Genomic DNA, 7,288 nt, shown 5'->3' on the forward strand with positions numbered 1-7,288 from the left:
AATATGGCTTTTTGCGCTAAAGCCCTCTTGTGCCTTTGCACCCTTGCCCCCCTATCTGCTACGCCCTTGATTTTCAAACACTTTAACGCCCCAACTATTGAGCAAGCCATCCATTTAAAACGCAAACTCTCTAAAGAAATCCACACCTGCGATCAGTTAAACACCCTGCCCCACTACACGGACACGGGCGAGCGCAAGGCGGATTTTTGCACCAAAGAGTTTAAACGCTCCGCCACCCTTGCCTATGATTTGGCTTTAGGCTTTGCCAACACACAAAAGCCCGGCTATGCCAAGAGGGCATTAGAGATTTTAGACAAGTGGGCACAAGACCTGCAAGTGGTGGGCTCTAAGGAGGCTAAAAATCTGATCAACTTCTACATGCCCTATATGAACATGGCCTATCTCTTCATCCGCTCGAAATACCCCAGCCTAGCCTTTGAGCACTTTTCGCACCGTATGTTAGCCTTCTCTAGAGAGCATAAAGAGAACAACATTGGGGCGTGGGGCGTGCTCCTTGGCGTGAGCGCGGCTTTAGTGCTAAACGACCATGCCCTTTTACAACAAATGGCGCGCCGCTGGCAAGAGTGGCTCTTAAACGCCATTGATGGACAGGGGGTGATGGCTAAAGAGATTGTACGCAGCAACACCGCCCACTATAATAGCGGAGCTAATAAGGGCATTAAAGGCATTGCCTACACGCATTTTGCGCTCACGCCCATCAGTGTAGCGGGACAACTGCTCGCCGAAAATGGCTTTGATCTGTGGCATAGCCGCGCAGCCCAAAAACTCTTTAAAGCCTATGATACCACCGCTAAGTGGGTACTAAATCCCAAGACCTTCCCCTACTACCAAGCAAACTTGATGGGTATCCACCACGATGCTTATTTCCTTTTATTGAACCAGTATTTCAAAAGCACAGCGGGGCAAGAAGTACTCCAGCAAGAAGACTTTCAGGACGACCGCTTCAGATTACACTTCAACGACACTTTAAGAACCAAGGATTAGGCATGCCAACCAACACTGCGCCGACGAACCACCCCACCAACTCATGTCAAGGAGAATACCAAAGATTTTATTTGCTCAAGGCAACGCACCTTCTTCTCATAAACTCTTTGCAGTAAAAGCACTCCTTAGAACCTTTAGGCGTGATGTTGCAGTGGAAACAATGGGAGTTATTGCAAATGATGCGGTTAAACAACACAAGTTGGGCTGTCAAACTATCCCTGATGCCTTTCAAATCTTGTACAACCCTCTCCTGCTCTGTGTGTAGTTGTAAAGTCATTGTGGGGCGGTCCCCAACCCTTCTTTGCTCTTGGACCATTCCTCTGGTGCGTCCTACACTATCTATTTTGGAGTGTTTAGCGAACATTCCATCTCCTTTTTTAGAGTTCTGCCAAATTTTTATTTTCTTGGGCCATGAACTCTAGTTTGACTTTTATTTGAAAAAGCTTAAAAATGTTGGTGCCTTGGTGGGTATTTCTTGCTCAGCTTTGTGTGATTGGGCCTAGCTAGAATGCGCCCCACAATCGTTAAAGTAATGCTGATACTCAACCATCACATCAAAGCCCACCATGGGGCTGGTGTTCCATGAATACCACGATTGGACGAGCGTTGCAAGCCATTCATGAAGGTAGCGGCATAAGTGGATATGCCCTGGCTTTGTTGGCCTGTGTAGACTGTAAACTGTGGAGGCGGCTGATTTGTTATATTGCTTTTGGGTGATTTTGGGGGCAAAGAGAAGCTAATCTTAATGCTAAGTGGTTTTGGTAACAAAAGCACAACTTTTGTCGTGAAAGGCATGGTTTTTTTGCAAACATTGTAGATTTTATGGTCAGAGCATCATTAAAGATTGGCTAGGTGCAAAGAGAACCATCCAGTCCAGCAGTGTTTCCTACTTTAGAAACTGCCACACCATCCTATGATTTAGCCTTACATCCCCAATCTGCGCAAAATACAAACAAGCAACAAACTTAGGTTTAAAGACAAGACCTATGTTTTGGGCGGTTGCATAATCGAGTTCTAGGTCTTCACATCTGTCTTAAGTTAACACCACATAACCCACCAAGCCATACACTCGAGTGCGGTGGGGATTAAACAAACGCCCTTACCCTTGCTGTTCAATTTGTTGTAACCTTTTTAAAGGATGTGTACAAAGTGTGCGGTGTGGGAGCTATGTAAAGATTTTAACACTTGTGTTAATAGGGTCAAAGCTTTCGTATGGGAGGGTATAGAATCTCCACCTACTAGATTGCTTGTCTTGAGTTAGGATAAGGATGGGCTTTACTCCGTGCTTTTGTTAAATGAGGGTTTTAGGTGTATGGAGGGATACAACAAAAGCGCATTGGAGGTTTTATTGGGTATGGGGGTTGATAAGGCTTGATTGGCACACTGAAAGGAGGGATATCTTTTATGCCCTAAGGCCAGCGCGCGTCTATGCCAGTATCCAAGCCACAATCATGGCAACACCCCTTGGGGTTGGGACATCAACCCTTGAAATGGAAAACACAAGATTTTAAGTAGAGGCTAGCTTAAAGCCAAGGTCTCCTCTAAAGTTAGAATCCCCTAACTTTAGTGATGGAGAGCGCGTTTATAGACATTGTTTATGGGTGTATCTGGGTGTTTGCTGTAGATGATTTTTTGGATTTCTTGCATCGCCCTTTCAAACACTTTGAAAATATCCGTGTTTTTGAACTTGATGGGGATGGTACCCATATTTTTCTTTTTTGTGTCCTCGTCTGCCGTGTCCTCGTTTACAGGGCTAACAAGTTTAATGCTTTTATGTTCTATAATTACCGGAAATTCTTTATCGCCGTCCTTCACAGCAAATTGGCGTTGACCCAACTCACCGCCTTCAAATGTACCTAATCCCTCTAAAACCTCTTTTTTACAATAGTTGTAAAAGACATAACCTAGAAGACTCGTAAAAGAAGAGTTTTTCTTTTTCAAGACTTTCCTTTGCCCCTTCAAAAGGTAAACTCTCCCCTCTTCTATTTCTTTTTCTTTTCCTATTTCTATTTTAATGCACCCACATTCTTTAACTTGTTGATTAGTGTTGATATATTTAAACAATTCCTCATCCTGCAAAAGACATTGTTCCCACCAAGACCTCTTGACCAGCTGCTCTTTTTGCTGTGTGTAGTCTGCAACAATGGAACACATTTTTTCGACTAAGTTAGCTCGAGTGGCACCCAGTTTCGCCAAATGATCTAAAAGATTACAAAAATAGGGTGTATTGGCAAATAACTTAAACACTGGATTTCTGTAGCGAAACTCCTCCACTTGATAGCGGTTACCAAAAAACCAATTATCTTTATCCTCTCTCTTTTCATCTGGTTCTCGATTATCTTTCATTTCAATGCTGTAATCCCCAAAACACAACCAAGCCCTTTGCAACACACCCAAATCGTGAGTTTTTCTGCAAAAAAAGATGTCCAAAATGTCTTTGGTGAGTCGGGAGAACTTTGTAAAGTTTTGTAAATTTTCTTGACCATTTTCCTTGCTAAAATCCAACAAAAAGCCCTCATAACCCAAGAGGTAGGCGTGATCACTGGTTTCTTGTAATGCCCTTTGCTCTGTGTTCACTATTAAAGACACCGGACACAAAGTCTAGAAGGTTGAAAAATCCAGGGATTTTACTGAGCTGAAAATAAAAATTCTCAACCAAGTGGTGCACCACTCTAAAATAATCCTGCAGTTCTTCTTGTAATTTTTGGTCCAATTGTGGTCTTTTGTACTCGGCTTTTGGGGGTTTGTCGAGTACAAAAGGGTGTTTGGCAAATACAAAGAGCAACGCAAAAAAATAACAAATTTCTTTTCCTGTAAGTTCTTCTTTTTTGTCTGTTGTATTGCCTTGTTTGTCTTTTTCGAAAAAATTATCTTTGAAAAAATCAGGACCTTTGAATACAGGATTTAAAGCTTTTAAACTCTCCAATAAATCTTTTAAATCATGCCCATCTTGCAAATCTTTTAACACACCAAATACATCCATCATTTTATCCAGTACGGATAGATTGGTTTTTTTCCGCACATATTTATAGCGATCATCGATGATGAGGTTTCTATCAAGCAAATCTTCAATCTTATCCTTTGTCTTCTCAGCTAGTGCAAAAAAGGCATTGGCATAGTGTAAAAAATGAAAATAGCGTACATCAAAAGCTTTTGGATTTGTAGAGTCAAAAAAGTAATCGCTCCATTTATTATCCATAGCACCCAAGATTTCAAGGGGAATCTCCTCGTTGTTCTGTTCTATAAAGGCTTTGAGGTTTTCAAATTTGCTCAAGGCTTTGCCCCGCGCATTTAGCTTAATGTAAAGCTCTTCGCCTAATCTAAATTTCTTCATGTTGATCACACTGAAGGTGATGCGACCCAATCTATTTTTCAAGCTATCGGCAGAGTTTAACCAATCCTTGTTTTTAATGTGAGATAGGCGTGTATATAAGCGATCGAGGGTGCAGACCATGGCTTTAATGGTGGGGTCGTTTTCAAGGTCATCATCTGTACAAAAAACCCACTTTGTGCCGAGATCGCATCGCTAGGAAGCTTGTTGGTTGCAAAGGAATCAGATTTTGTTAACAGTTCTTCGCAAAACTCCTTAGAACTCTGCCTTGTGTGGTAGGTGAATTTAGTCAGCTGTGGTTTAATGACATCTAAGCACATTGCCTGTCTAAACAAAAGAAAATGCAAAAGCCATAGAGTGGTGATGCGTTGTTGTCCATCGATGAGTTTAAAGACTTCTCTATCTCCATCTTGATCTATATAACCATAAATGAGGTCAAGGTGCAAGGCGGATTTTTTATCCTTCGCATCTTTTTCATGACCCTTCTTAACTTCAAACTCTATCACTTCAAAAAGAGCATCCAAAAATCTGTTGGCTATATTTCTACTCTCTTTGGACTGTCGTCCCTGCGCATAATCTCTTTGCAACATGGGAACTTCTATGTTAGGAGAATGGTTTAAAAAATCTAAAAAGTTCATGCGTTCCATGCATTGTCCTTATTGTTGTCGTCTTCTTTTGACTCTTTGGGTTTTGGCAAATATCCTTTTAAATATTTTTTGATTTCCTTCAAATAGTCTTCTTGGTCTTGTTTGTTGAAGATATATGGATATTTTAAGTGTCTTTCTTGGCTAGAAAACTCATTTTTAAACACTTTTTCCGTACAAATGGGGATCAACCTGCCGCGCCTTCCACGCTCTTCAATTTCTTTTTTTTACTGAAGATGTAGTTACCGATTTCTTTATTGGATTTTAAATCCAATAAAGTGAGGTTTTACAATCAGTGTAATGCCACTTTTTCTTTAAAAGCCTTATCTATTTTGTCCAATAATCTGTGAGTGTCGAGATATGTTGAAAAATTCACCCCTTTTTCCTTGCGAGAGTTTCTCATGAGTTTTTTAAGTTTTTTTCTCTAGGATTATCATCTTTTAGATATTCCATCACTTCTTCAAGCCATTCTTTAATTTCTTCCTCTTTTTCTTCTATATTTGCTTTATCTTTGATGGGGCACACACTTTCAGAGTTTTGTGCATAGATGTGTTCCAAACTCCACTGCTCGACGACAAAACGGTTAAATTTGAAGCAAGAAGAAAACTCCTTGATCATATAAGCCAAATTAAAGAGCAAAAGGATGTTTTGTATGGTTTTTTTATTCTGTGGGTAAATCAAATCTTCTAGTTGTTTGCCATTTAGAGAGGATTGGATATATTGTTTCACTTCTTTAAAAAGGAAGTCGGCAAACTTTTCATCATCTCCATAGTCTAACCATTTTTGATGCAAGTCATGTATTCTATATTTTTCTGCATAAATCAGAAAACCAAGATAATGAAAAATTTTTCGCTTGGTCTCTGTGCTGTTATTACCACCATTGACAGCAAAACTCCAAAATTTATTTATTACATCTTTAAGCTTGTCCCACTCGGTATCCATAGTTCCCTTTTCATATTGTCTGTCAAAATGATCAAACAAATAATCTTCTTTATAAAACTCCGCCCTTTAGGGCTAAGATGTAAGCAGCGCACCTAGACACATAGTCAGGAATTGACTAGCTTAGAAATGCTCACTTTGGGTGGGTAGTTGGTGAGCAAATGCACATGATCAGACTCTCCATCAAAACGAGCGCAGCGAAGTTTCTTTAGTAAACTCTACTAACTCGCTTTCAAAGTCCTCACACAAAAGAGCAAAAGGCTTTACTCAAGCACCATTTTTTCATTGACAACCAAGCCTATAACATCTGCCTAAACTTACAACAAGAACAATACAACACGAACAAGACCCTAGAGAAAAGTCAAAGAAAGTTTTAACTGGAACAATCAAGGCTACTCTATCAGAGATTACAACAAGCGATTCAAGATTTTAAGACTCATGCGCCAAGACTTTAAGGTGCGTTGGTCTAGGGATTTGCCCAAAAATTGCGCCATTAAACAAATCACCTTTTCTTATTTGGATGGATGCTATTTTGTGAGCTTTAGTGTGGAATACCATAAGGACATCACGCCTTTAAAAACACTAAAGCCCACAGACAAAGCTATAGGTATAGATTTAAATATCCACGACATCGCTTTAAGTGATGTAACTCTCATTCCTACGCATTCTAAGATATTTAACTTGACTAAATACGATTTAGCTTTTAAAAGACTGCAAAAAAACAAAGTCGTAGGATTTTAAAGTCTAAACAGACCAAAAACAAAGTTTAGGGAGGAATTTTTACAAATGCCAAAATCGTTTAAATGCCATTTTTACTAAATCTAAATCTCAAAAGGAGGATAGAACCCACAAAATCACAAGCGGACTTTCTGACAAGTTTGAATTGGTAGTCGTTGAGAACTTGCAAGTAAAGAATATAACCAAAAGAGCTAAACTTAAGAATGTGAAACAAAAGAGCGGTTTGAATATGTGGATACACAGAGCATAGAGACATCAATGCTGCTAAGAACATCTTAAGAGCGGGGTTAAAGTCTCTTGGGTTAGGAATTAGCCTTGCGGACTCCAAACAGCAAAGCCTCTGTCAGCTTAAGAAACGCTAGTTTCTGTTAGTTAGGCGCAAGCCATCGGCTTGCGTTCCCTTTAGGGAGGGGTGATTCACAGATTTATTTTTGCCACAATAGCCCCATTTTTGCTAAAACGGGTGCTGAATCAACGCTTGCGGACATGCGAAAAACTGCAAGCTTCGCTTGCCCTCCCGAAAACTATTTATAGATCTGTAAGGGGGTTAAAAAGCAAAAATCTCTAGCTAAAGCTTTGAAAAAAGTGTTCATGGAGTGTTGGGGGTGGTTTTTAACACCTAAGCAAGAGA

6 protein-coding genes and 2 pseudogenes are annotated in these 7,288 nt (G+C 40.1%); 2 read left to right on the forward strand and 6 right to left on the reverse strand.

All coding sequences use genetic code 11. From position 1 onward, the window contains the following. Window positions 1-3: 3 nt before the first annotated feature. Complete coding sequence (locus AOG36_RS04230) at window positions 4-1,005, forward strand: alginate lyase family protein (protein ID WP_015106896.1); 1,002 nt, start codon at window positions 4-6, stop codon at window positions 1,003-1,005. A 1,563-nt stretch (window positions 1,006-2,568) separates the two neighbouring features. On the opposite strand, the gene AOG36_RS04245 is transcribed toward AOG36_RS04230, so the two are convergent. The 6 genes and pseudogenes from AOG36_RS04245 to AOG36_RS09005 all read right to left on the reverse strand — a co-directional run. Beyond that, on the reverse strand, window positions 2,569-3,510 hold the full coding sequence (locus AOG36_RS04245; RefSeq protein ID WP_129593202.1) for a hypothetical protein: 942 nt from the start codon (window positions 3,508-3,510) through the stop codon (window positions 2,569-2,571). A gap of 34 nt (window positions 3,511-3,544) precedes the next feature. Continuing rightward, a complete protein-coding gene (locus tag AOG36_RS04250; RefSeq protein WP_156294634.1) occupies window positions 3,545-4,279 on the reverse strand; it encodes a hypothetical protein in 735 nt (244 codons plus the stop codon). 116 nt (window positions 4,280-4,395) lie between these two features. After that, a complete protein-coding gene (locus tag AOG36_RS04255; RefSeq protein WP_015106891.1) occupies window positions 4,396-4,983 on the reverse strand; it encodes a DUF262 domain-containing protein in 588 nt (195 codons plus the stop codon). Further along, the gene (locus AOG36_RS08680; RefSeq protein WP_015106890.1) at window positions 4,971-5,171 is read right to left on the reverse strand and encodes a hypothetical protein; all 201 of its coding nucleotides are present in this window, start codon (window positions 5,169-5,171) and stop codon (window positions 4,971-4,973) included. Before AOG36_RS08680 ends, AOG36_RS04255 begins: the two co-directional genes overlap by 13 nt. Window positions 5,172-5,379: 208 nt before the next feature. Beyond that, window positions 5,380-5,922: a hypothetical protein gene (locus AOG36_RS04265; RefSeq protein ID WP_053825599.1), complete on the reverse strand. Its 543-nt coding sequence runs from the start codon at window positions 5,920-5,922 to the stop codon at window positions 5,380-5,382. Between the two features lie 107 nt (window positions 5,923-6,029). Further along, window positions 6,030-6,177, reverse strand: a pseudogene (locus AOG36_RS09005) (transposase); the annotation flags it as partial. Window positions 6,178-6,203: 26 nt separating this feature from the next. On the opposite strand from AOG36_RS09005, the pseudogene AOG36_RS08560 reads away from it, so the two are divergent. Beyond that, window positions 6,204-7,019: pseudogene (locus tag AOG36_RS08560) on the forward strand (transposase). The last annotated feature ends 269 nt before the right edge of the window (window positions 7,020-7,288 follow it).

This window comes from Helicobacter heilmannii (genome assembly GCF_001283065.1).
Classification (GTDB): Bacteria; Campylobacterota; Campylobacteria; order Campylobacterales; family Helicobacteraceae; genus Helicobacter; species Helicobacter heilmannii.

Excerpts from the sequence above, each read along its gene's own strand:
- AOG36_RS04265 (WP_053825599.1), bottom strand. The coding sequence starts at position 5,922 with ATGGATACCGAGTGGGACAAGCTTAAAGATGTAATAAATAAATTTTGG.
- AOG36_RS04255 (WP_015106891.1), bottom strand. The coding sequence starts at position 4,983 with ATGGAACGCATGAACTTTTTAGATTTTTTAAACCATTCTCCTAACATA.
- AOG36_RS04230 (WP_015106896.1), top strand. The coding sequence starts at position 4 with ATGGCTTTTTGCGCTAAAGCCCTCTTGTGCCTTTGCACCCTTGCCCCC.